Origin of the sequence: Thalassospira sp. (genome assembly GCF_030690045.1) — a bacterium.
Lineage (GTDB): Bacteria > Pseudomonadota > Alphaproteobacteria > Rhodospirillales > Thalassospiraceae > Thalassospira.
The window spans coordinates 1-1,189 of sequence record NZ_JAUYHK010000023.1; the positions used below are offsets into that span (position 1 = coordinate 1).

Annotated in this window: 2 protein-coding genes; both read left to right on the forward strand. The window is 59.7% G+C overall.

The window, feature by feature from the left end:
• Positions 1–796, forward strand: a 796-nt coding sequence (locus Q8O73_RS20130) for a site-specific integrase (RefSeq protein WP_305560005.1), incomplete at its 5' end; no start/stop codon positions are given.
• The coding region (locus Q8O73_RS20135; protein ID WP_305560006.1) for a hypothetical protein at positions 793–1,189 on the forward strand (397 nt) is incomplete at its 3' end. The genes Q8O73_RS20130 and Q8O73_RS20135, both read left to right, overlap by 4 nt.

Consider the following 1,189-nt stretch of genomic DNA (forward strand, 5'->3'; position numbering starts at 1 on the left):
GCTGGATGGCATTGTTGACCGGGGAAGCCCGATCACGGCAAACCGTCTTCTTGCGCACCTTCGCACTGTTTGGACTTGGGCCAAGGGTCGCGACATCATCACAACCTCGCCCTTCGATGGTATCAAGCCGCCTTCGCCTGAGAAGTCGCGCGACCGCGTGCTGACCGACCAAGAGATAGTTTGGTTCTGGCGTGCTTGCGAAAAATTGGGCCAGCCCTTCGGGCGACTGTATCAATTCCTGTTGCTGACGGGCCAGAGGTTGCGCGAGGGCGCGGAAATGACCGATGGCGAAATGCGGGGCGATCTGTGGATCATCCCTGCGGCGCGGGTCAAGAATGCCGATGAGCACAGCGTGCCGCTGTCGAAGGCCGCTAGCGCCGTTCTAGGGGGCGTGCAGCGGATCAGCGGGAAAGCCGGGTATGTGTTCGCCACCACCGGCCTAAGCCCTGTGTCGGGCTTCACGCGCGCCAAGGTGCGGCTCGACAAGCTGATGGTCGAGGTTGCCAACGAAGGCCGCGCCGATAGTTTGGATCGGATCGAAATCCCGCCTTTCACAATCCATGATTTGCGGCGCACGGCGGCAACCGGGATGGCGGGTCTGCGGTTTCCCCCGCATGTGGTTGAGGCCGTCTTGAACCACCGGAGCGGCACGCGGCGCGGCGTGGCTGGCGTCTATAACCGGTTTGACCATGCCGACGAAAAAAGGGCCGCGCTGGAAGCTTGGGGCAACTATGTGACGCGGCTGGCCGAGGGCCGCGCGGGCAACGTGGTGCGGTTGGAAGGGACGCGGGCATGAAATATTGGTTTGATAAAAATGGCTTTCTTATTGATCACCCCAAACAGTTGATGGATGCTCTGCGGACAATTCCCGGCGCGACTGACTTGCCAGAGGGCCGAATCCGTGGTTTGGCGATCATGATTGAGTCAATTGCGGATGGCGGGCGTGATGAAGAATTGCCCCGAAACCGGACCGCTTCAAAGGCTGCGACTGAAAAAGAAATCGTGAAGCTGCACGATCTTTGCAAAAAACTGGCCGCGCATATAGCGAGCCTGCATCAACCTGCTGTATCCGCGCTGTTCGATGAGGGGCTTTTGGTTTTTCCTCTCTTGGGCAAGTTGAAAGAGGCGCAAGAAATTGCGCGCTGTGCGTATGGGCAATTCGAGGCACCCGGCGGGGCAATGGGCCGTC